At 69.8% G+C, this 291-nt stretch carries 1 protein-coding gene; it reads left to right on the top strand.

The window, feature by feature from the left end:
* A partial coding sequence (locus tag CVH10_RS19545) for a PAS domain-containing protein (protein ID WP_146143116.1) occupies positions 1-291 on the top strand: 291 nt, incomplete at both ends.

Genomic DNA, 291 nt, shown 5'->3' on the forward strand with positions numbered 1-291 from the left:
CGTCGAACCGACCAAGTCAGCTTGGCGGGAGGCCGTCGCGACGGACCAGGGGTACGAGCTTCGGCATCGCGTGCGCAACCGGGACGGCTACTACCGCTTGTTCGCGGTCAAGGGCCGGCCCGTGCGCAACGCGGACGGAACGATCCGCGAATGGGTCGGCGTCCACGCCGACATCACCGAACGAGAGGCGTTCGAGACCGCGCTTCGGGAGGCCCGGGACGCGGCCGAGGAGCACAGCCGGGCCAAGAGCCAGTTCCTCGCCAACATGAGCCACGAGCTGCGCACCCCGCT

This window comes from Halomonas sp. ND22Bw (genome assembly GCF_003011945.1).
In the GTDB taxonomy this organism is placed as follows: domain Bacteria; phylum Pseudomonadota; class Gammaproteobacteria; order Pseudomonadales; family Halomonadaceae; genus Halomonas; species Halomonas halophila.